Origin of the sequence: Nocardia sp. CC213A (assembly GCF_030766805.1) — a bacterium.
GTDB classification, from domain to species: domain Bacteria; phylum Actinomycetota; class Actinomycetes; order Mycobacteriales; family Mycobacteriaceae; genus Nocardia; species Nocardia otitidiscaviarum.
In genome coordinates this window covers 375,889-401,372 of sequence record NZ_JASFXA010000004.1, presented here as the reverse complement: position 1 = coordinate 401,372, position 25,484 = coordinate 375,889, and the positions used below count along the sequence as shown (strand labels likewise).

The following is a 25,484-nucleotide window of genomic DNA, read 5'->3' as shown; positions in this document are numbered from 1 at the left end:
AGTAATCGCAGATGGGTGATATTCCCGGCTACCTCAAGTGGCTGGAATGGGTTGCGGGGTCGGACTGGCCACACGGCGACGAGGACGCCATGTGGGCACTGGCCGACGATTGGCGTGCCGCCGCGACCGCCCTGGAACAGATCATCCCCGATATCGAGGACGCCAAGACCAAGACGTTCATCGCCTACCCCTCGGGCGAGGGCGTCGATGAGATGCGGGCGTACTTCGACAGCCTGCTCTCCGGCGATACCTCCGTCGAGAAGCTCGTCGAGGCGTTCAACGGCTTGGCGCTCGGCATCGACGACGTCGGCACCGAGATCGACTACGCCAAGATCCTGATGATCAGCTCGCTGGCGCTGCTGGCGATCGAACTCGCCGCCGCCTGGGCATTCCCACCGGCCTACCCGGCCGTCTCCGCCGCCGCGATCACGGTGACACGCATGGGTATTCGGGCCATCGCGGCCAGGATCGTCGCCGCGGTCGCGCGACGGGTCGCGAACCTGCCCGGCCTGCTCCGGTTCCTGGCGCGGCACGTGGCCATCGATACGGCCATCGGCGTGGGCCAGGAAGTCGGGATCCAGGCCTGGCAGCTGTCCCAGGACAACCGTCGCGACATGAACTGGGACCAGGTCATCATCAGCACCGTGAGCTCGGCGGCCGGTGGTGCGGTAGCCGGGCCGCTGGGCGATCTGGTCGGCCGCGGACTCAATGACCGGCTCGGTGACGTTCTGACCGATCGGCTGAACTTCGGCGACAAGCTGTCCGACTTCACGACCGGTGCGCTGACCGGCGTCACCGCCGGACTGGCGGGTGGATACGCGGGGTACTTCGGCGGCATCGGCGGCCAGTTCATCGTCGACTGGAAGAACGAGGGCTGGGATTCCGCCGTCGACGGCCTGAAGAACACGCAGCTCGACTGGAACGCCATGCATACCGGAGCCTTGTCCGGGGCGATCAACGGCGGGCTCTCCGGCGGCAACAAGGCTCTGGCCACCCAGCACTTTCACAATCGGTTTCCCGACATCTACAACGGCACACCGGATTTCGGCAATATGCCGCAGGTCGGCGTCTCACCCGAGGGGACGCTGCCGGGCGGACTCGTCGGCGACGGCTCCGCGCCACCACCGGGTAGCGCGGGCGATGGTTCCGGCAATGGCGCGGGCAACACCGCCGGCGACGGGACGGGCAGCACCGCCGACGGCGGCGGGCACGGTGCGGACGATGGTTCCGCCAACGGCCGCGCCGGAGACGCCCATACGGGTGGCACTCGCGGCGCGGGTGCCAACGGTGACGGCTCCGATACGACAGGCCGGACGGGTGAACCGCGCGGTGCGGGTGACGCTGCGGCGGACGGGCGTGGTGCTGGTGACGCTGCGGCGGACGGGCGTGGTGCTGGTGACGCTGCGGCGGACGGGCGTGGTGCTGGTGACAGTGCGGTGGACGGGCGCGGTGCTGGTGACAGTGCGGTGGACGGGCGCGCCGATGGGGCGGGTGGTACGCGAGCGGCGGATGCCCCCAATACCCCGACCACCACGGGGACCGATGCGCACGGTGGGAACGACGGCGTCGGGCAGGGCAGCGGAAATCGCTCGGGCACCGGCGATTCGACGCACGGTGCGGGCGTGTCCGGTGATGCGAACGGTTCGCTGCAACCGGCGGCCGACGCCGGCTCCCGGTCCGAGGACAACGCCGGTGGCGGGGTCGGGAAGAGCGAGGGGACGAATAGCGATGCGGTGAACGACCGCGCGGATGCGTCCACGACGGCCGACTCCATGGCCGCCGAAGGTGCTGGGTCGTCCGACAGCACCGGGTCTGTGGATGGTGCTGGGTCCGCGGATGGTGCTGGGTCCGCGGATGGTGCTGGGTCCGCGGATGGAGCCGGTGCGCCCGTACAGGCCGCACCGCGCGCGCCAGGCTCAGGTGCCGACCTCGGGAGCGCTGCCGAAACGGGCACCGGCACAGCGGCTTCCGGTGTCAAGCCGGTGATCCCCACCGATGGCTCCGTAGCCGGTTCCACCCCTGTCGCGCTGCCGCCCCAGGGCGCCGTGTCGGCGCAGCCCGGAGCGCCGACCACCGCCGCACCGCAGTCACCCGGCCCCGCCGACGCACGCGGCGCCTCGCCCGCCTCCGCCCGCCCGGTCTCCGCCGCCGACGCGCGACCGCAGGGGATGCAGTCCGACGCGGCCCGCGGCGACCAAACCCGTACCCCCGCCACCGACCCCACCGGTTCGCCAGCCACCGAGGCCGACACCGGCACACCGCACGGTGCCCAGCCGCCCGGCGGAGAACCCACCGCCGCCCCACACACCGAGCCCAGAGCCGCTGGCGCACAACATGCTTCCAGCGCGATGCCCGACCCCGCCACCGGTATCCAAGCGGCTACAACGGGCTCCGAGGCCACTCCGACCCGCACCGACCCGCACACCGCCGACCCCGGTGCCCCGGTCGCCGCCACGCCCCGGACCCAAACGGAAGCACCGCTGGACACAGACACCACCCGCGCCGAACCGCCCTCCATACGCGAGGAAGGCGTACCCACACGCGAGGAACCCGCGCCTGCACGCGATGAAGCGGTTCCTGCACGCGATGAATCCGCACCGGCTCGTGGCGAATCGGACCGTGTGCGTGACGAAGGCGCTCCGGCGGGTGAGGACTCCGTTCAGGGACGCGGCGAACCGGCCAGTGTGCGCGAGGAAGGCGTACCCACACGCGAGGAATCCGCGCCTGCACGCGATGAGGCGGCTCCTGCACGCGATGAGGCGGCTCCTGCACGCGATGAGGCGGCTCCTGCACGCGATGAGGCGGCTCCGGTGCGTGATGAGGCGGCTTCTGCGCGCGATGAGGCGGCTCCGGTGCGTGATGAGGCGGCTCCGGTGCGTGATGAGGCGGCTTCTGCGCGCGAGGAATCCGCTCGAGAGCGCGGCGAAACGGCTCCCGTGCGCGACGACGGTAGTACTCCCATGCGTGAGGGTTCCGTTCCCGGGCGTGACCAACCGGTTCCAACGAGACGCGAACCTGCGCCTGTGCGTGACGAGGCGGTTCCAGCGCGTGACGAGGCGGTTCCCGCGCGTGACGAGGCGGTTCCTGCGCGTGACGAGGCGGTTCCTGCACGCGGCGAGGCTGCCCCTGCACGTGACGAGTCCGCGCTCGCACATGACGAAGCGGCCCCTGCGCGTGACGAATCCGGTCCGGCCAGCAGCGAACCGGGTCGTGCGCGTGATGATTCCGCCGTGTCGGCACGGCGCGACGACGCGGAGGACACCGATCTGGGCGGGCTGGCCGAGGATGAGTCCTCGGCAGGTAGCGGGGGTGCGCGGCGGCCGGACGCGGACGGCCCGGCCGATCCGGATGGCGACGCGAGCGCCGACACAGCGGCCGCCACCCCGGCGAATCGCACCGCGCCGGACGGGGATCGGAGTGCGGGCGGCAATGATGCCGTGCGAGCGCTGGCGGGCATCCGGGCGGACACCGGTAGTACGACGATCCGAGTTCCGGATCCGGAGTCGTGGCGCGACGGTATGCCGGTCGCGGCGATCATGGTCGCGGCGGACGGGGCGGCCCGGCAGTTCAACGACCATGGTTCCCTGCGCCAGCGCCTGCGGGACGAGGCGGCGGCGCGGCGGCGGCAGGGCGAGAGCGACACCGTGCACGCCCTGGTGATCGACACCTACGGCGACGGCGACGACGCCGTGACGCGGGTATACCGGGTGTCCTGCGAGGACGGCGAGATCGTGATCCGGGATGCCGCGACGGGCGAGGTGATCGCGAATCCGCCGGCGGGCGTCGGCGACCGCACCGGCACGTACGCGATCATGTTCGACGCCGAGGGCAATCCGACGCACAAGCTGGGGCCGATCGAACGGGAGGCATTGTCCCGGCAGGCATTCGACGCACTGGTGCACGATGCCGTCGAGTCCGGTGAAGTGCGCGTCGAACCGCTCGGCGACGGCGATCGGGCGCATCGGGTGGAACTGGTCACCTTCGAGGACGGCACCCGACTGGTCCGGAAGGTGTTCGACGATCCGAGGCAGGCCGACGCCGAGGTCCTGGCGTCCATGCTGGGCACCGCGATCGACGCGAACGTGCCACGGGTGCACCGGGACGGTGACGCTCCCACCACCGTCTACATGCAGGTGATGCCCGGTGACGTGGCGGCGACACTGGTGGAGGGGGCGGACGCGGCGCGGCTGCTCGGTGCCACCGACACGCCCCGGGGGCGGATGCTGGGCCTGCTGGACGCGCTGATCGGTATGCCGGACCGGGATTCCCACTGGATGATCGGTCCCGACGGGGTCGGTGGGATCGGCCACCGCAACGCCTTCGGTCCGGGCCCCGAGGCCGGTGATCCCGTCAGCCCGTTCGCCGATTATCTGCTGCGAGTCGGCGACGACGGCGAGATCGTCTGGCGCGACAATGAATTCACCAGGTCCGAGGTGCGGTCGCTCCGGGCGCGCCTGGCGGCGTTGGAACCGGAGTTCACCGCTCGCGACCGTGGCGAATGGCTCGACACGGCCATGGACCGCCTGCGGGAGATCGAGCGGCACGCGCGGCCGGACCGTGACCGGTGGGGCCGCTTCGTCCGATTCTTCACCGACCGCTTCTCCGCCGACGCTCCCGACGCGGACGACACCCCGACCCGCCCGCGATCGGAGCCGCCCGAAGCGCAGCGCGGCCGGACACCCGCACCCGACGAGGAACGGCCGCCGTCACCGACAGCCGGCGATGACGATGGCCGGTCGCGGACCACCGACGAGACACCCGACCAGTCGCCGGCCCCTGACGAAGACCCGAACCAGTCGCCGGCCCCTGACGGAAACTCGAACCGGTCGCCGACCTCTGACGAAGACCCGAACCGGTCGCCGACCTCTGACGAAGACCCGAACCGGTCGCCGACCTCTGACGAGGATGCGGACCGATCGCCCACCACCGACGTGGACCCGGACCGGTCGCCTCCCGCTGACGAGGAGAGCCGGTCGCCGACCGTCGGTGAGGAGCCGAACCGATCGTCCGTTGCCGACGAGGAGCCGGACCGATCACCCGTTGTCGAGGATGAGCCGGACCGATCACCCACTGCCGAGGAGGAGCAGCCCCGGTCGCCGTCCGCCGACCATGGTGCGCCTGTGCGCACCTCGAATGCCGATGTCGGCGTTCCGCCGCGGTCCGGTGCCGCCGCGCCGCGGACGCCACGCACACAGGACGGCGATCAGTCCACGCGCACGGCGTCGGACATGTTCACCTCGGTGTGGCAGGGGACCGACGGCGACGCCCCAGTCGCGGTGGCCGACGGCGGATCGAACCGGCCGCCGTCGGATCCGCCCGCACCTCCGACGACCCCCGACGATCCGGGCGATGAAGGCGCACAACAGAACTCGCGCTCCGGCGACGAGGCCGGTGGCCCGCGTGTCCTGGAACCCGACGCGGTCCTACCACCGCAGGGCGATGCCGACACCACCCGAACCATCGACGTCGACGGTGAGCAGGTACCCCTGCGTCTCGTCCCCGACGGTGCCGACCGCTGGCGCGTCGCGCCCCCGGACGGCGGCGAAACACCCGCCCGACGAGCCGATTCCGACACCCCGGAGCGCAAGTCGGCGTTGCGCCGCATGTGGGAGCGCTTCCGCGACATCACTCATGTGCGCGGCCACCGCGGCGTATACCCCAAGTACCCCTCCGGCTCCGGCGAGGACCACCGCGGCCAGACGGCGCTGCGGGACGCGGTCGTCGACGCCCCGGACCTGCTCGGCCCTCCACCTCCCGCACCGCCGCCGCCTCCCACCGGCCCGGTGTTCCAGGAGCCGCCCAGCGCGGGCGGGGACGGATTCCCGAATATCGCGCGGATTCTCAAGGAGTCCGTCACCTTCTGGCAGCAGCGGGAGCAGATACCCCTCCTGAATCGGCTCTCCGGTCGTATCGCGGCGCAAGCCGGCGAGCATATGCCGGTGCACACGCCCGACGGCGCGGAGTACCGGCCCTGGATCAGCGATACCGATCCGGAACGCGCCCGCCAGGGTATCGGCGTCACCCATGAAGCCGGGATCATCTCCCCGGAGCAGGCCCGCGCCGATTTCGAAGCGCTGCTGGACGTCACCTCCGATCCCGAGGTCCGCCGCCGCATCCTGACCGATCTGACGCGCTTGGAGTTGCGTCCGGCGGACGAGAACCGCGCCGCACTGCGGGATCTGCTGGATTCCAGCACGGATCCGGAGCTGCGTCAGCGGATCATCGACGACCTCTACGACCAAGGTCTGATCTCCGCCGAGGAGTCGGTCCGGCTCGAAGAGCAGCCGATTCCGGAGGTGTCGAACGATCCGCTGCCGGTCGCGGAACCCGCGAACCCGCCACAGGACGAGTCGCTCGCGGATATGGCGCGGCGGCTCGGGTTCGACCTGCCCGACAACGATCCGGCGACCATTCGGCGGGTGCTCGACGAGCAGCAGTACCGGACGTTGCGCGCCGCCGCCGCCATCGAGGGACTCGGCGACGCCGCACGGCGTTTCAACGAGGAGAACAGCCGCCCCTATCGCTGGCACGACGCGGACGGCACGCCGGGAACGGATGCCGAGGGCCGCCCCGGTGGCAGCGTGCCGGTCGGTGCCGTGCCGCGCAGCTTCTTCGACGACAATCCGATGGGGTTGTTCCTGCGCGAGATCATGGTCGCGATGGGCTCTGATCCCGGGCTGCTGGACAGCGCGGAAGTCGGCAACGGGGCCGACCCGCTGCCGGAGTGGAACCGGGTCGGCGAGAATCCGGAGCTCGGCCGTGACGACGGTATCCCGATCTATTTCGAGCACGCGCTGCGCCGCAGTCAGTTGACGGACGAATTGTCCACGTGGGCAGCCATGTTCGGTATCGATCTCGCCGCCCTCGGCCCCGATCGGCTGGACGGCACCCTGGATCGGCTGCGGAACAGGAACATCGCGCGAGCGGAGGGCTTGGCCGACTTCGCCACCGCGGCGGCCGATCTGCTGGCGCAGGCCGATCAGCGGCAGGTCGGCGAGCCGTACGGCGACCAGATCGCCCGGATTCCGATCGACGACGGGCCGGACCTGCTGGTGGTCATCGACGGTGCTCGCGGCCGGGACGAGGTGCTGGCCGACACGCTGGCCATGCGGCCGGATCTGGCGGCCGCGCTCGACACCGGCGATATCCGGGTGGACTACCGGCAGGTGCGTGTCGACGAGTCCGGGCAGCCGCACCTCGACCCGGTCGATACCCCCGAAGTCCACCACTTCCGCGGCCCGGTGGACGGCCGGGAACTGGTCGTGACCCTGGTGCGGGACAACACCGGACAGCAGTGGCGGCCGGTTCCCCAGACCGTCGATCCGGTATCCGACACACTCGATGCGACGCCCGACGGCGCATCGGATCGCACCGCGCCGCGATCGCCCGAAGAGGTACTGCGCGAGATGGGCGAGCTGGCACGGCGACTCGGTGTCGGCCTCGACGACCTCGGCATCGGCCCCGACGGCGTGCATCCGGAGCGGTTGGCGCGGACGATCGCCTCGCAGCAGCTGCTGAACGCGATGCGGGCGGGCCAGATCGAGGCGCTCGCCGACTACATTCGCACCGCCAACGATATCCAGACCTTCTACGGTCTCGCCGAGGTTCGGGCCCCGCTGGCGCAGCGCCTGGGACTGCCGGAGGCGGAACTGACAGCCCGGGCGATCGCGGAGGGCCTCATCGACCCGGCGCCGCGCCGGGCGCTACGTATCCAGCGGTTCGAGGATCTCGTCGCTTACGCGCGGCGGCTGCGCGGACTCGACGCAGCGGCGCTCGATGCCGCACGGGACCGACTGGCGCGGCAGCTCGGCATCGAGCCGTCGGAGCTGTATCCGACCAAGTACACGAATAACGATGCGGGACGGCTCATCCGGGTTCCGGATGCCGCGGGCATCGATCCGGCGAAACTGCGCAAGGTCGTCGCCGGACTGGTACGCGACGGGAGTGCCTCGGTCGCGCGGGACGCGCTGGCCGAATTCGCCGCCGCGCTCACCGACGTCGACCCGTATTCCGAGGTGCCCCGGGGCGATCGCGCGGCCGACCCGCGTTCCGCCGACACCGAACCGCCGGTGCACGATATCGACGCCCTGCCGGGGCTGCGCGCCATCCTCGCGGGTGCGGTCCCCTCAGGCGATCCGCTCGACTTCGGCAGTGCCCTCGCCGACGCCGTGGCCGATGCTCGGGCGCGGCTGCCCGAGAGCGGCGAATTGCCCAGCGGTGATCCCGATACCCGGCCGCAGCCGGGTGGCGACTGGGCGCGCCTGGTGGGCGTGGACCTGGTCGGCGCCGACGACGCGACCTTCCGTCGGGTGTACGAGGCGTACCGGGACGGTCGGATCGACAAGCACGAGGGCCTCAGCGCCGCCGATCTCGCGGCGGCTCTGGACGGCATGCGCGGCGAGGTGCGCGACCGGGCCGAGCAGATCAGGACGCTCGCCGAGCTGGCCGAACAGTTCCACCGGCTGGCCGAGCGTGGGCAGCTGCCCGGCCGTCCCGACGATCCGGGTGAGGAACCGGGTACCGCCGCACCCCCGCCGCACCCGGCGGGCAGCGGACCGCAGGCCGGTGGCGGCTCCCGGCTCCCACCCGCGGATCCGCCCGGACCGCCCACACTCGCCCGTGACCCGGACGACGGTTCGCGCCCACCGGCAGACCCCGGTACGCGGCCCGACGAATCGACGAACCGGATGGCGGCCGAACTCGCCGAGTCGCGCCAGCGCACCGATGCGGAGTTGGACGAGTCGCGCCAGCGCACCGACGCGGAGTTGGACGAGTCGCGCCAGCGCACCGACGCGGAGTTGGACGAGTCGCGCCAGCGCACCGATGCCGAGTTGGCGGAGTCGCGGCAGCGTTCCGATGCGGAGTTGGACGAGTCGCGCCAGCGCACCGATGCCGAGTTGGCGGAGTCGCGGCAACGTTCCAATGCCGAGCTGGCCGAGTCGCGGCAGCGGACCGATGCGGAGCTCGATGAGTCGCGGCAGCGTTCCGATGCCGAGTTGGCGGAGGCCGGTCGACGCACCGACACCGAAGTCGCGGAACGGAGTCGGCGCACGGATGCGGAGCTGGCGGAGTCGCGACGCCGGACCGACGATGCCGCGGATTCGGAGGATACGGCTCCGGAGCCGGGGACCGGGGGCGGCTCGCAACGGCCACCCGGCCTACCGCCGACGAACGGCACCGCGGACGGTGCGGGCGATCCTCCCGGCGGAGCGGGTGATTCGGGTGCCGGAGCACGCAGCGCCGATCCGGATGCCGACGATCCGCTCGATGCCGTCCGACGCTTCCTCGATCAGCCCGACGTGCGGGCCGGTGGCGTCGACCCGGTCACGCTGTCCGAAGGCGAACGCGAATACATCCGCCGCCTGGCCGAAGCGCTCGGCCTGCGGGATGCCTTCGACGGCAACCGCGACCCATTCGGAACCCTGTGGGAGCTGGCCGAAATGGCAAGGGCCCGTGGTTTCCTCGACGAATCCATCGCCGCCGCCGCGCACATGCGCTATCCCGACGACTTCGGACCGCTGGATGTCGATCAGCTGTACGGCGACGAGGACTACTGGCGTGAGGCCGATCCGGGAGCGCGGCAGCGGATGCTGGCGGAACTGCGCTCACTCGGACTGGGCTATCTCTCGTACCCGGCTCCCGATACGGGTCCGGCCCGCTTGACAGCCGCGGACGGTTCTCCGCGACCGGAGAACCCTGCCGCACAACCCGATCGGACGCCACGACTGCATTCCGACTCCGGACTTCGGGACCGGCTCGCCCAGCGCCTGGGACTGTCGGACGCCGAACTGCGATCCGCCGACCCGGCGCGCACACTCGCCGATCTGCGCTACCGCAACCTGCTGACCGCCGGTGTGATCGAGGCGCTGGCCGACAGCGTCGCCCGCCACGAGGCCGCCACCGACGCGGTGCACCGCCGCCAGATCGAGGCCACCCGGGATCGGTGGGCCGACCTGCTCGGGCTCGATCCCGCGGCGCTGCACCCGGACCGCGTCACCCCCACCCTGGCCGACCTGCGCGAGGCCACGCTGCGGCAGGCCGAAGACCTTGCCGCCCTGGCCGATGTGCTGAGGACCGAACCGGACTCGACTCCCCCCGAGGGCACCCGCAGGATGGTGCTCGAGGTGGACGGCGATCGGGTGCCCGTCGGGCTGGCACCCGGCGACGACGGCCGGATGCGCGTCGTGCCTCCGGCCGGCGACTCAACGGAATCCGGTCAACTCACCCCACGCCCCGACACCCGCCCCGATTCCGTCGATGTCCGCCACCGCGAACTGCTGGCCAAGGCGGCGGAGGGCGCGCTCACCCTGCGCGAGCGGTGGGAGCTGGCCAAGACCGAATGGCGGATCGCCAAGCGTGACGGCCTGCTTCGGCAGCGGCTGCGCGAAGGCTTCTCGCCGTCCTCGCTCGCCTACGACGGCGCATATCCCAAGTACCCGTCGGGCTCGGGCGAGGACGGCCGAGGTCAGACGGCCATCTCGGATCTGGCCGGTATCACCGACCCGGCCGCGTCGGGGAGCTTCAACCCCGCCCGCATCTGGAAGGAGGTCGCCACGCTCTGGAAGAAGCGTGAGGGCGCACCGTTCTTCCTGGACCGCTTGACCGCTCGGACTCGCGACGAGTCGGAAGACGTGGTACCCGCCATGCTCTCCGACGACGAGGAGTACCGGTACTGGATCGACGAGGCCGATCCGGAGTTGCTGGCGGAGATGGAGGCGGAGCTGAAGCTTGCCGGGCTCATGGATCCGGACGACACCTTCTTCCCCGCGCCGGATACGCGGGAACTCCAAGCGAGTGAAGGCGAGTCGCGTCGCGGCAATGAATCTCCTTCGAACACAACCGATTCCGACCTGGAACTCCGGTCTCCGGACGCGGAGCTGCGCGCGGCCGCTCGACGACTCGACATCGAGCTGACGGATTCGAATCCGGCAGCGGTGCAACGGATCCTCACCGAACAGCAGTACCGAAACGCCCGCCGGGCCGCCGCCGCCGAAGCCTTGGCCGAGGCGGCGCGGCGGTGGAACGCCGAGGACGCTCGCCTGCCGTTCAGCCGCGAGGTCAGCTTCGACAGCAATGACCCGCTCGGTCTGTACCTGCGGGAACTGGTGCGGGCGGGCGGTACGGAACCGACGCTGCTGGACTGGGAGGGCGTCAACAACGGCGGCGAGCCGGGCCGCCACTGGGCCGATCCGCACGAGGGCGTCCGCCCGGACCGCGAGGACGGTCTGCGCGAGCACTACGAGAACGCATTGCGCCGCTATCAGATCAATGACGAGCGGTCCGTCTGGGCGCAGCTGCTGGGTGTGGACCTGAACGCCCTGGGGGTGCGGGATCTGGTCGATCTGAGCCCGGGGGAGGTGGCCCGCGCGCTGCTGGCCCTGCCCGCCGACCAGCGGGCCCGGCTGCTGGCCGGATCGAACCTCGAGCAGCTGTCCGGCATCGACCCGGAATCGGCCGCGGAAACCCTCACCGACGCCCTGCGTCGGGTGGACCCGGCGGAGCGCGGGGAGCTGCTGGCGGCCGTCGACCCGGCGGATATGCGGCGGATCCAGCACGACCTGGCGAATGCTCGGCTGGCGGAGGAACTCGCCCGGCTGCGCGGCGACACCGCCGACCGTGCCGCGGCGCTGGCGGATTTCGCGCGCGCGGCCGCACCGTACCTGCGCTCGGATACCGATGCCGACCAACGCGCCCACCTGATCGACGAATGGACCCGGGCACGGCAGGGGCGGCAGGTGCACGACGGCGTGGTACGGGTGGCCGATCCGGACGGCGGCCCGGATCGACTGGTCGTCTTCGACGGTGCGGGGGACCGATCGCGCCTGCTCGCGGACGCACTCGCCGCCGATCCGGCACTCGCGGCGGCGGTGAACAGCGGCGATATCGTCCCCGACTACCGAAACGCATGGGTGGATGCGACCGGACGCCTCCACCTCGACGCCGCCGACACCCCGCAGGTCCGCCACTATCAGGGATCGGTCGACGGCCGTGACGTGCGTGTCACGCTGCTGCGCGATGGTGCGGGCGATTGGCATCCGGTGCTGGATTCCGAAGCGCCGCAGTCGAACCCGCATCAGCCGCGTTCGGTCGATGAGCTACGTGACGCCATCCGTGGCCTGGCCGGCGAACTCGGCATCGACCCCGGCGGCCTGACCCCGGAGACGATCGCGGACCACCGGCTGCGCAATGCGCTGCGCGCCGCACAGATCGAAGGGCTGGCCGACTACGCCCGCAGCGCCAGCGATATCGAGACCTTCTTCGACATCACCCGGCGCCGTGAGCAATTGGCCAACCGCCTCGGCATACCACACGACGACCTGACCCCACAGCGGATCGCCGACGTGCTCGGCGATCCCGACCAGCGGTCGGCATTGCAGCGCCAGCGCGTCAAGGATCTCGTCGACTACGCCAAACAGCTGGGTAAGAGTCTGGACGTCGACGCGGTGCGGGCGGCCCGCGACCTGCTCGCCCGTCGCCTCGGTGTGGCACCCGAAGACCTGCTCCCTGGAAAGCACCTGCGCGGCGACGACCCCTACTTCCGTGACCGAGGCGAGACGCGGAATCCGAACGCGCTCATCTGGGTACCGCACGGGGATACGAAGGGCATCGACGTCGGCGCCCTCACCGATGCGATGCGCCTGGCGCAGCGGGCCGGACGCGATACCGAGGTGCGGGCCGCCATCGCGGAGTTCACCCGCACGCTGCTCGATCTCGACCCCTACACCGATGTGCGGAACAACCCCGCGCTGGATCCCCGGGCCGCCGACGGGGAACTGCGCATCCACGATCCCGGCGCCCCCGCTCATCTGCGCGACATCGTCGGCGATCCGCACGCCTTCACCGACGGTCTGCGCGACGCCGCCGACCGGACGCGCGATCCGGAATCCACGGTGCCGCACGCGAATCGCGACTGGGCGCGGATCATCGGCGTCGACATCACCGACGCCGATCCGGCCCGGCTCGCCGAGGTCTACGAGGAGTACCGCGACGGCAAGATCGAAAAGCACGAGGGCCTGAGCGCGCGGGAGCTGGCCGAACTCCAGGCCACGCTGCGGGCGGAGATCCGCGATCGCGCCGCCGGGCTGGCCGACCTCGCGGACCTCGTCGATCGGCATCAGCGTGCGCTCGACGAGGCCGCGGCCGTGGCCGCGGCGGGCAGGGTCGAGAACGCCCGCCAGGAACTGGCGCAGGCCCGTCGCGCACTCGCCGAACAGGTCGCACGCCACCCTGTGGCGGAAACCGACCTGCGCCCGGAGCATCTCGACGAAATCCTGGAGGGCCTGCGCTCCCGGACGCTGCCGGTATCGGAGCACGCCGCCCATCTGGCACGGGTGGACGCGCTCGGCGCCGCGGCACGGCGGGTGCACGCCGCCGAGGCCGACCTTGCCCGCGCGGAGACCGATGCCGCCCGGCTGGAGGCGGCGCTCGCCCGCCCCGACCATCCGGACGTGCGGCGCTACGCCGATGTGCGCAACGAACTCGACGCCGCCACAGCGGCTTTCGACGCCGCGCGAATGCGGCTGGCCGAGGAGATGACGCGGCATCCGGTCGACGCCTCGGAGCTGCGCCCCGACCGCCTCGACGACACTCTCGACGCGCTGCGCGCCCGCACGCTCCCGATTTCCGAGCACGCGGCACACCTCGTCCGCATCGATGATCTGGAGTCGGCCGCGCGCGCTGTGCACACCGCGCGGTCCGATATCGACCGCCTGAGCGCCGCACTCGACCGGGCCCGGCCCCATGCCGACTGGCAGCGCATCCGCCTGGACCGCGAACTCGCCGCCGCCACCAGGGAGCGTGACGAGGCCCGCGCCGACCGCGATGCCGGCCTGGACGGACTGCCCATCGATGTCTCGGATCTCACCCCGGGCCGGGTGGACGAGACCCTGGACCATCACCGCACCCGCACCACACGCGTCGACGAGATGGCGCAGCGACAGGAGAGACTCGACCGGCTCGACGACGCCACTCGCCGCCTACACCTGGCCGAAGCGCACCTCGCCCGCCTCGAGTCGGCCGCCGCGCGCGCGAACGAACAGCTCGGACCACCCACGGACGACGGCCGGTCGCCGCGTCGCGACGATCCTCCCGCCGACGAATCGCCGCCGTCGGCACCACCGAGGCAACCCGACACCCCCTCGTCGGACGGTGCTGCCCAGCGAATTCCGGGCGCTGACGGCGCGGACGCGCCTCTGGTTGGCGGTTTCCGGCGGTCCGTCGCTCCGGGGCAGCCCGGCAGTCCGTCGTCCGACGGTGCCGCACAGCAGGTTCCGGACGCCGACAGCGCGGATTCTCCTCCGGCCGACGCCTCCCGGCGACCCGTCGAACCGGGGCAACCCGATACCCCGTCCTCGGACGGTGCCGCACAGCGGGTTCCGGACGCCGACGCGAACTCGTCCCCGGCGGACCGATCACCCGAGCCACCCCCGGCCGACGAGTCCGCTCGCCCGGTACGGCTCGAGGAACCGCCCGCCGACCCGGGCGCGCGCATCGATGCCGCACTCCAGCGGGAAACGGCCGCGTTGGACGACGCGGCCCGCCAGCGCCAAGCGGTCATGGACATCCTCGCCGCCGACAGCGCCGCCGCCGTCCGAACCCGTGACACGGCCTGGGATGCCCTGGACGCGGCCATGACCGGACTGCCGGTCACCGCCGCGGACCTCACCCCGGATCGCCTGGCGGACACCGTCGCAGAACTGCGCGGCACCACCATGCGGGTCGACGAGATGCCCCGCCGCCTGGCGCGGATCGACGCACTGGAAACCGCCGCCGAGCGCTACCACGCCGCCGCCGAGCGGGTGGACATCCTGGACCGTGCCATGGCCACCGCCATGGAGCGCGACACCCTGCTCACCGCGGGCGCGGAGCTGATCACCGACCGGGTGGGCGTCATCGACGGCGACCCACCCCACATCCTGGTGGTCGGCTGGGGCAACACCGATGCGGCACGGGTGTGGGACGAAGCGCGGCAACAGTATCCGGAGCTGAGCGAGCGGGTGAACCGGGGCACGGTCGTGCGGGAACTGCGTATCGATTTCGACGACCAGGGCCGAATCACGGTGACGCGCGGCGAACTTCGGCATCCCGCCGACAACATCGTGCCGCCACCGGAACCCGCTGCCGCGCATCTGCACCCGCCAACACCCGGGGACCGCTTCCAGACCATCGCCCGCGAGGCTGATGAGCGTCTCCACGAACTGTCGCGGCAGACACTGAACCGGCTCGACGATATCCAACGCCGGACCGACGCAGCGTTCGACGACATCCTCCGACGGATCGGCAACGGTCCGGACGATGACGGCTCCGACGGGACGCCGACCGCGCCCGGGACCCCGGACGGTCCACCGCACGGCCCGGTATCGGACGCGAATCAGGCGGAGCCCGAGGGCTCCGCGCCCGCGCGGACCACCGTCGGCATCCCTTCCGACGGTGCTCCCACCGACGGCATCCCTTCCGACAGTGCTCCCATCGACGGCACGCCCACCGACGACGGCCCCAAGGGCGGCACACCTACCGACGGCACCCCCACCGACGACGGCCCCAAGGGCGGCACCCCGACCGACGGCACCCCCACCGACGGCACCCCCAACTCCAGCGAGGTGGACACCCCGGCCTGGGGCGACTCTTCCGCACCACGCGACGCGGTCGCCCCGGAGCCAACGCCGCCAATCCTGCGTTCGCTCGACGATCCCGCCGATTCGGTGCGAAGCCTGTTGGCGCAGACCGATATCGGCAGGCGGATACTCGCCGACCTCGACGCGGCTCCGCTGCGGCAGCGCTTCGACCACACGCACACCGACGGCAGGTCCGGCGAGACGCGGCGGGGGGATCTGTCCGTCGTCACCTACACCAGCGGCGTCGACCATGTGCGCCAGGCACTCTGGCTCGCGCACGAATCGCTGCACGCCGAGTACCTCACCGAGGGGCGCAGCGCGGTCGAGCGGATCCGGACCATGGGCCGGGACGAGTTCGTGCGGGCCATGATCGACGAGGAGGTCGAGGCCAGCATCCGCATGGTCGAATTGGCACAGCAGCTGCGGGAACTGGGGTACGAGATCACGGGCAGCGACACCGTCGCCCGGATCGAGCAGACCTACCGCGACGTCTACGAGCGTGCGGTCCGCGAGGCGTCGCTCGCTCCGTTCGCGCGCCGTGACCCGGATACGGCCGTGACCGCCGAGGCCGTCGACGATTTCGCGCGACGACTGGCCGGCGACGCCATCCGGCCGGAGATCGCCGACCTCGCCTCCGACGACGGCACGACCTACACCGACCTCTACGGCAGGGCCTGGGACGACGTCAACGCCGCGTCGCGTACCCGTCCCGGCGTGCCGCACCTGCCGACGACCGCCGAAATCGCCGACGGGATGCGCCGTTCCGCGCTCGACGGCCGGGCCGCCGAGCTGCGTGCGGCGGAACTCGCCACCGAGCTGCGGGAGGTGGCCGAGCGGGCGGCGACGACCGCCGAGCGCGTGCTGGCCGCCGATCCGGATATCCCACCCGTGCCGGACCCGACAGCGGATCGACCGGATCTTCGGCGGCAGGCCGAACAGCTGCGCCGACACCTCGAGGGCGCGCTCACCGACTCCGGAACTCCCGCCGACCGGCTCGCCGAACTGCGCCGCCTGGACCACGATCTGCGCACCCTGGCCGATCTCGCCGACCAGCGGGAACTGGCGTTGCGCGATGAGCGGCGGCACCTCGACAACCTCGCGGCCGTCGCGGCCCGCGATGTCCTCACCGCCGAGATTCCGGAGCGCGGGCGGCTGCTCGGTGACCACGTCGCCCTCATCCCCGGCGACCCGGGCGATCACGCGATCGCCGCGCCGGACCGTCTCGTCATCGCCGCACCACCCGGCGAACACCAGCGCGTGCTGGCTGAGGCCCTGCGCGACCCGGCGGTGGCCCAACAGATCTCACCGTCGGTCGCGCCGGAGGCGCGCACCATTCATATTGACGGGAACGGCCGGGTCAGCGTGGAAACCACCGATACCGTGCCGGTGGACCCGCACGGGCGGCCGGAGCCACGGGTCGACCAGCCCGACATCACACCGGGCCGGCTGGCGGATCAGTCTACGGCCGAACGCATCACGCGTCTGCGCGCGGTGCTCGCGGAGACTCCGGCCGGGCAATGGGCCAACGAGACTCTGGACCGCCACGGCGTCGCCTACACGCACCGGACGGGAGCTCCGGCACAGTACTACCCGGCCCGCAATACGCTGGTTCTCGACCCCGGTGCCACCGATGCCGAGCATCTGCTCGCCCTGACCCATGCCGCCATTCACGCCGACCTCGCGCACCGCGATCCGGTCGCCGTCCGGCATCGCATGCAGTCCACGCGCGAGGACTACATCCGCCGGATGCTCGCGCAGCACAGCCGGGCCTACGCGCTGGAGATCGTGGTGGCCATGCAAATGCGCGAGGCGGGCCACCAGCTGCCGGTGAGCCCGCTGGAGCAGGTGTACCGGGACGCGTTCGACCGGACGCGCGCCGATGTCACGCAGGCGCTGCCCGGCACGTCGGACGCCACCCTCGATCGGTTGGCCAACCAGGCGGGGTTGGAGGCGCTGCGCCCGGTGCTCGCGGACCATCGGACCACAAAAGCCGGTGAGTCCTACGCCGAGAGTTACGGCCGGGCCTGGGATGTCGCGCACGGCGTTCGCAGCTTCGCGGATCGGGCTCGGGCCGCCCTCGCGACGAGACCGAGCTCGGTCGAGGTACTCGGCGAAGGCAGGTCGCTGACCGAGCCACGCCGCACTGAACGGCTCACCTTCGACGACGGCACGGTGCTGCACCGCGTCACCATGCTCAACTCCCGGCATGCCGACGCCGAGCAGCTGGCCTCGCTCGTCGGCCGCGCGGTCGGGGCCGACGTCCCGCAGGTGTACCGCGACCCGCGCCGCGCGAATGTGGTGTACCTGGAACCGATGCCGGGATCGGTGGCCGGGGAGAAGTTCGTCGACGCCCACGAGATGTTCTTGGACGCGGCGGGCGCCCGGGAGCTAGGGCTGCTCGATGTGCTGACCGGAACCCCGGGCCGCGGCGACTTCGATTGGGTGCTCGCGCCCGGCAACCGCGTGAGCGGCATCGGCCACCACCTGAACTTCGGCAACCACCCGACCACCGGCGACGCGCTCAGCCCCTTCGCCCAGCATTTCCAGGTCCGCCTGCCCGACGGCACCCTCGAAGTAACCGATCACGCCCTCACCGCCGCCGAGCTGGAGGCCATCCGTCGCCGAATCGAGGCGCTGCGACCGGATTTCGCCGCCCGTGGCCGGGAAGGTTGGCACGATGCCGTGCTGGACCGGCTCGCGGAACTCGCCGATCACGCGGGTCCGGGGCACCCCGAGGGCATGGTCCCGGTCCCCGGGGGCGGTTTCGTCTCCGCGGACGGCGGAACGTATGTCAACCGCTACGGCGGCGACCACCGCCACGGCATCCTCGCCAGCGTCGACGCCGACGGCACCCTCACCCTCGAACTGCGCGCCGGACCCGCAACGGCGACGGGGTCGGAGATGTTCGCCGACGCCTGGCGCGTGCTCGGGGATCGGGTGCGGGCCATCGAGGGCAACTGGTTCGAAGGCGGCGGCAGTCCGCTCGGCGACAACCTCGCGACCTTCAACGCGACTCTCCAGGCGGGGTTCAGCCCCGAGGAGTCGGCCTGGTACACGCATACCGGCCAGCTCGCGGAGCGGTACGGGTTCACCGATGTCATCATCGACCGCAGACTGGATCTGGAAGGTCCGCTGGGTGAAAACCTGAGTGCCACAGTGAGATTCATTCGCCCGGAGAATGGCGCGGTCCTGCACGGGGGAACGCTGCCGGACGGCGAGGGCAGCACCCCGCTCTATCGCGGCATTCCCAGGAAACTGGAGAGCGGCATTCTGAATCCGGCGTATGTGGCGGCGCTGCGCGGCGACGCCATTCCGCGTGGCACCGAAAGCGTTTCAGCGGAAGAACATGTGCTTTCGAAGTCGGATGTCAGCGACTCCACCTCATGGACCCGTGATCCGGGGGTCGCCGAGGTGTTCACCAATGGTGACGGTCTCATCATGGAATGGCGGACGGGTGCACCGCCGGAGGGCGCCACCTGGCGGTTCAATCCGATCGAAGACTACGACCTGGCAATGCAATTGCAGCAGGTGGTCATTCAGGGCACCGTCAACGATGTGCGGGCCGTGCGCTTCGTCGCCGAGGACGCGGCACCCGAGGATTCCGGGGCTCCGCTGGATCCGCAGCCACTGTCCGACGGCAGCATGGACCCGGAGAACACCGACCTCGATGCGGGTATGCCGGATCTCGGGTCGGCCGCGCACACGCCGACCGGCCCGCAGGAATCGCGCACGCCCACGCTCGCCGACCGTGCGCTGACCATGCTGAAACGGCTGCTGGGCTCCCTGGCCGGGGATGAATGGGCGCTGCTCGCGCCGCGTGAGGTGGCCCAGGTCCTCCAGGACCGTTACGACGATCTGACGGTCTTCGGGGTCGAGGACCCGCAGGTGGACACCGAGGTCGTCCGCGAAATGGCCCGGACCGTCGACGAGACACTGCGCACCTATCCGGAGATCCGGCTGCGCCGCCTCGGAATCGGCGATCCACCCGACCAGAACTGGATTGCCTGGGCGGAGCCGAGAATCGGGTCCGACGGTCGGATGTACACCGACGCGATCATCCTGAATCGTGCGTACGCCGCGGACCCGCAGGCGCTGCGGGCACTCGTGGAGCACCGCGAGTCCGTCGGCTGGTTCCCGCCCGGGGTCTCCGAGAATCCGGTGCGGTCGATCCTGCTGCACGAACTGGGCCATGCGCTCGACAATGCCGGCAATATCGAGCATTGGGACCCGCGGACGCAGCGGGACTACACGATCGAGCGCTTGCAGGCGTACTACCGCGAGGAAGCCGGGGCATACGACCACGCGGGATTCGTGCAGTGGCTGAGCCAGTTGAGCGGTTACAGCTTCAATGGGAATCCGAAACTCCCGGAGAACCTGGTACCGCAGGAGGCCTACGCCGAGGCATTCGCGGCCCACGAGATCAACGGCCGCTACGCATCCGGGCCGGAGCGGGCGTTGTACTCCATTCTGGTCGATGCCGCCCAGCGATTCGCACAACCCGGATATGTACGCCCGACGCCGGGCAACTGGCCGGAACCGCTGCCGCGCCAGACGAATACGGCCATCGACACGGATGCGGGTCCGGGGCGCGAGCCGAATCCGATGTCCGCCGCACCGGATCCGGCGCGGAGTTCGCCGGAGCCGATACCGGCGCCCGATCCGGATCCGGTGGCGCACTACGACCGGTTGCTCGAACAGCACAAGAAACTGACGAAGGAACTGGAGTTCCAGCGCGCCAAACGCGATTACCGGTTCGCCCAACTGGGTGGCGGCAATCCGGAGCGGGCGCTCGGTACCGGTGAGTCGCTCCAGGCTACGCTGCTCCGGCTGCACCAGGAGACCGGATCGCAATCCGTCGACATCGGAGCACTCGGTGACGAGGGCCCGCTGCGAACCACCCGGTCGCCGGGGCCCGAGGAGCGCGCCTACCGAGTGGAAACGCTGTCGAAGCTGACCGAATCGTCGGAGCGGGTGCTCGGACTGCGCGAGCGGATTCTCGATCTCGAACAGCGGATGAGTGCGCTGGAGCGCGCCGGGGTCGACCGGGTGCGGCCGCCTTCCGAACTGGTCACGGCCGAACTCGCCCGGCTGGCGCAACAGCGGGCCGACGAACTGCTGATCACCAAACCCGGACGGCTCGCGCGCGATGAACTGGCCGGGCACCTGGGTGTACTCGACGACGAGGGCGTGGTGGACGAGTCGGCGCTGCGCCCCGACCGGCTCGCCGACACCCTGGCTCGGCTGCGCACCGACCTCCCCGACGAGCACCGGACCATCGCGGCTCTCGGTGACGTGGCGCACGAGGTGAATCTGGCGCACAACCGGATCGGGCGGCTCCAGGACGATATGGCACGGATCGCGGGGGAGTGGCGGACGCTCGCCGAATCCGAGGGCGCCCGAATGGAATCCGAGCGGGTGGCGATCGTGGACGGGGATCCGCGCCGGATCATCGTCTTCGGCCCACGCGATGAACTCGGCCATTCCCGCGCCGACCACGACCGGGCGCTCGAAGACGCGCTGCGCCGCAGTGCCGCGGTGGCACAGGCGCTCGTCGACCCGGACACCCGGCTCGAATACCGGCGAGTCCGGGCCGATCGCGACGGCAATCTGACCGTCGACGCGCTGCGGCCGCCCGAGGTGGACCATCTCACCGCCGGTGGAATCGGCTCGCAGCCCGGCGGTCGGTACGGCCTGGACCGCTTCGACAGCACCCGCTGGCGGGACGCCGAGGGGAACTGGCACGAAGTCGATCCCACGCGCCCGGACTGGACGGGCAACCGGGAAGGTGAGGTGCCCAAGAAGTACGAACCCCGGGACCTTCCGGAAGGCGTCAGCAGCTGGGCCGTGGACCAGATACAGGCCGCGGTCGTGGATGCGCTCGGCGTCGATCCGGCGACGGGGCGTCCAGCCGAGGCATTCAACCAGGATCTGTTGCCGCACTTCCCCGGCGGCGGCAGTCCCGCGGTGCCGGACGGCACGCCGATGTATGAGCTGCCGTACGCGGACGCGGTGTCCAACATCATGCGCGTGATCCTGGAAGTCGCGAAACTGAGCGGCTTCACCTGGTTCAAGGACTCGGATAATCCGGGCCGGATCCGTCCGGGGTTCAAGGGACATCCCTGGTTCCGGGATCGGCCCGCCGAGGTGCAGCCCATGGTGCGCGAATGGCGGCCCGAGGAGCACGCCGACGGCGCTGCTCGACCGCGCCCACCTCGGCATCGAGCCGACGGCGTCGTCGATGGCGTGCTGCGCGCCATGAACGAGTTCACCAGCCGTGACACCGATATGGGTGTGGCGGAGAGCATGCGCGAACAGCAGGAGGCCGCCGCGCGCAGGTGGGCGCGGGTGCAGGAATGGGCCGACGCCCAGTATGCCCGTTTCCGCGCCGACGACTCCGATCTGGACGCCATCACGCGCGGCCTCGCGGAGCATCGCGAGGCGGTACGGCGAACCCTCGTCGAGAAGCTGGCCAGAGCGCTGGGGCCCGATGCGGACGCGGACCGGCTCGCCACGCTGTTCTCCGACAAGATCAATGCCGCGATGGGCGTGGACCCACTGCCGCCCGCGTTCACCCGTGCCGAGATGGAGCAGATCAAGAACCATCTCATGCGGGACCGGCATCTCGTGTTGGATCCGGTCACCGGACAGCTGACGCGCAGCCCGCTGGACGCGGTCGCCGATGTCGCCGAGGCGTGGCACCGCCTGATCCAGGGCAAGCCCCTGCCGCCGGATCTGCTGCTCCTGCAAGATGCCCTCGCCGAATCCGCGTACCTGCGCGCGAATCCGACCGCGACCTGGCGCGAGGCCAATGCCCACGTCGCCGCGCTGGACGGATTCCATTGGGACGCGGCCCGCCCCCCGCTCACCGGCGACCGCGCGGGCATCCCCTACGAACCCATGCCCCTCCCACCACCCGCCTCCTTCCTCCCACCCCGCACACCGGAACATGCCACCGCGACAACCGAATCCGACGCTGCCACCGACAGCGCGACCGACACCACCACCCCGCAACCCGACGGCCCCACACGGCCGTTCGGCCCCGACGACCTGCCGACCGCTCAGCTCGATCAAGAAGAGGTAGCGACGACCCGGGCGGACCCGGACGGCCTGCCGACGGTGCCGCTGGATTCGGATGAGGTGCCGACGGTGCCGCAGGACTCGGATGAAGTGCCGACGGTGCCTCAGGACCCGGATGAAGTGCCGACGGTGCCGCAGGACCCGGATGAGGTGCCTACGGTGGCGCTCGACCCGGATGAGCTGCCGACAGTACCTCTGGACCAGGATGAGCTGCCGACAGTAGCGCTGGACCCGGACGAGATCCCCACGGGTCCGGTCGATCCCGAGACCGATGAGGGGCCCGGCCGGACGCCGGGCCCGGCCGGCCCGCAGGATCCCCCTGCCGACCCACCGTCCGGCCCGTCCACTCCACACGACGGCCACCGCATACCGTCGGCTGAATCCCCCCAGCCGCCGAGGCGAGGCTTCCGCTCCCACATCCCGCATCCACCACACGAATTCGAGGTCGAACTCCCCGATTTCGAAGGCATCGACCCCTTCGACCCCCGCCGATGGCTACACCCGGACCGGCCGAACCAACCGAATCAGCCGGAGCAGCCAACACACCCCGAGCAGCCGGGACAACCGGAAGCCCCAGACGCACCCGCACCACCGGCATCGCCCGAACCCCCGGATACGCCGGAATCTCCGGATGCGCCGGAACCTCCGGATGCGCCGGAATCTCCTGAACCCCCGGACCCCCCAGGGCTGCCGCAACCGCCGGAGCCACCCGAGCTTCCGGAGTTGCCTGAGCTGCCTGAGGTTCCGGAGCTGCCCGAGCTTCCGGAGTTGCCTGAGCTGCCTGAGGTTCCGGAGCTGCCCGAGGTTCCGGAGTTGCCGGAGCCGCCCGAGCTTCCGGAGTTGCCGGAGTTGCCTGAAGTTCCGGAGTTGCCTGAGCTGCCTGAGGTTCCGGAGCTGCCCGAGGTTCCAGAGCTGCCCCAACCTCCCGAGTTGCCAGGTTCTCCCGGGTCGCCGGACCTCCCGAGGTTGCCGGGGCGTCCAGACTTGCCGGGGCTTCCTGGTTACCCGGACGCACCCGGACGCCCTGACTTGCCGCAATGGCCCGACCTGCCTGAGCTTCCGGACCCGCTGCGGCCTTCCCAACCGCCCGAGTCGCCAGGGTCTCCCGGGCTTCCGGATCTCCCGCAGCGCCCCGAACTGCCGGATGTCCCCGAGCTTCCAGGGCGTTCAGACCTGCCGGGGCGTCCTGGTCTGCCGGACGCACTCGAACGCCCTGACCTGCCGGAGCGTGGCGAGTTGCCGGAGCCCCTGAATCTCCCCGAGCCGCCAGGACATCCTCAGTCTTCGGATCTGCCCGAACAGCCAGGTCTGCCGCACGCGCCGGAGTCCCCGGACACGCCGGAGCGCTATACGCGGCCGCAGTCGCCTCGGCCGCTCGGCGTGTCCGAGCCGCTCGGAGTGTCGGTGCCGCCGGAGCTGTCGGCGCTTCCTGGCTCGTCGGAACCACCCGCCCGCCCTGATGTGCCAGAACGCGGTGGGCCGCAGGGCCTTCCGGAGTCGCCGATACGTCCGCAGTCGCCGCTAGTCCCCGACCAGGTGAGCTCGGCGGATCAGCCGAACCTGCCGAACCAGCCGAACCTGCCGGACCATTCGGGCTTGCCGGAGCAGGTGAACTTGCCGGACCGGGCGAACCTGCCAAACCTACCGAGTTCGCCGCAGCCTCCGGGGCAGGCGCAGTCGCCGCGGCCGCTCGAGGTATCCGATGCGCTGGGATCGCCGGTGTCATCAGAGCGGCAGCCGGGATCGGAGCAGCTGTCGGGGTATCCGAAACCATCGCTTACTTCGCCTGCACTGCCGGTGGCGTCGGACAGCCCATCGGGGCTGTCGGCGGTGGATCGGCCGTGGCTGCCGCCCGCAGCGTCGGAGACCTCCGGGGCGGGTGATCGGCAGCGGATGCCCGGGCCAGGGGGTGAGCCGTGGGCCGCGCAGGTCGCGCCCGAGGAGTCGGGTCCGTCGATGCCGTCGCAGCCGCCGCTGTCCCCGGAGTCGTCGGCGCGGCCACCGTACTCGCCCGCTGCACCCACACCGTCGGTGCCGAGCGGCCCACAGCACGTCGCACCCGCACCGCCGTCCTGGGCGTCAGCGCCGGGGGTGCCGCCGGGCGGGCAGATGCCCTCCTGGCAGTCGCCCGCCGACCCGTACCTCACTGTGCCGGAACACGAATGGGGCCACGGAACGTCGGCGTCGACCCAGCCGCCGGCGGGCGCGACCGCCGCGCCGACGCCATCGTCCGGCTACCCGATGTCCCCGGCGATGCCGCCCATGCCGCCGCCGGGACCCGGATCCACCGGGGCGAGCCGAGGCCGCTCGGTGGCCGCGAACGGCCGCCGTCGAGCCGAGCCCCGCGGTAACGGTGGCGAGATCGTGGTGCGTCCGCACACCGGATTCGGTGTCTCGGCGAGCTTCGATCCCGCGAACGGTCGGTTGCAGGCCGGTGTGGCGGAGGCCCGGGAGATCGGCGGCGTCTACGGCGAACTGGGTGAGATCCCGGCGGTGTTCTACCGATTCGATGGCCGGTTGTGGCTGCGCGTGGGTGAGCACGTCATGGATCTGGACGACTCGGCGGTGCGGGCACAGTGGCAGCAGCCGGAGAAACGCACGGCGCGGTTCACCGTCACCGCCGGTGACCGGGTACTGGTCGATATCGGCTATCGCTCGATCGGTGGCGATCTCGATCTCGGCCTGTTCATCCGGGACACACTCGCGGATCCGGACCGCCGATCCCGGATCTTCACCGGGTAGCCGAGCGGCCGGTTCACCGGAACTTCGCCGATCCGTCGCCGAATGTTCGGG

Annotated in this window: 1 protein-coding gene; it reads left to right on the top strand. The window is 71.1% G+C overall.

Annotation, left to right across the window (positions count from 1 at the left end; genetic code table 11):
* Window positions 1-11: 11 nt before the first annotated feature.
* The gene (locus tag QJS31_RS10205; protein ID WP_306356525.1) at window positions 12-25,433 is read left to right on the top strand and encodes a hypothetical protein; all 25,422 of its coding nucleotides are present in this window, start codon (window positions 12-14) and stop codon (window positions 25,431-25,433) included.
* Window positions 25,434-25,484: the final 51 nt, after the last annotated feature.

Bases quoted from the DNA above. Each gene is read 5' to 3' on its own strand.
- QJS31_RS10205 (WP_306356525.1), top strand. From the start codon at position 12: ATGGGTGATATTCCCGGCTACCTCAAGTGGCTGGAATGGGTTGCGGGG.